This is a genomic window from Halorubrum sp. SS7, assembly GCF_005435055.1.
GTDB lineage: Archaea > Halobacteriota > Halobacteria > Halobacteriales > Haloferacaceae > Halorubrum > Halorubrum salinarum.
Genome location: NZ_SGXV01000375.1, coordinates 1 through 388, shown reverse-complemented (window position 1 = coordinate 388; position 388 = coordinate 1). Strand labels below are relative to the sequence as shown.

General features: G+C 71.6%; 1 protein-coding gene. It reads right to left on the bottom strand.

Annotated elements, in window-relative coordinates; all coding sequences use genetic code 11:
- Positions 1–388, bottom strand: a 388-nt coding sequence (locus tag EXE44_RS18460; protein WP_241991902.1) for a TIM-barrel domain-containing protein, incomplete at both ends; no start/stop codon positions are given.

The following is a 388-nucleotide window of genomic DNA, read 5'->3' as shown; positions in this document are numbered from 1 at the left end:
GATCGAGCGTCCGCCCTCGTGCCGCGCGCCGGACCAGTAGTCGACCCACTCCCCCTCGGGGAGGTACACCTCCCGTCGGCCGCCCGGACGCAGTATCGGGGCGACCAGGATCTCCTCTCCCAGGAGGAGCTGCGTGTCGACGCCCGCCGCGGCCGGGTCGTCCTCGAACTCGAGCACCAGCGGCCGCATCACCGGGAGACCCGTCCTGGCGGCCCGTTCGGCGTACGAGTACAGGTACGGGAGGAGGCGGTAGCGCTCCTTCGCGTAGTCGCGAACGATCGCCTCCGCCTCCTCGCCGAAGTGCCACGGTTCCCGGGGCGTCGTCCCGTGGAAGCGGGCGTGGCTGGTCCCCAACAGTCCCCACTGGGCCCAGCGGACGTACAGTTCC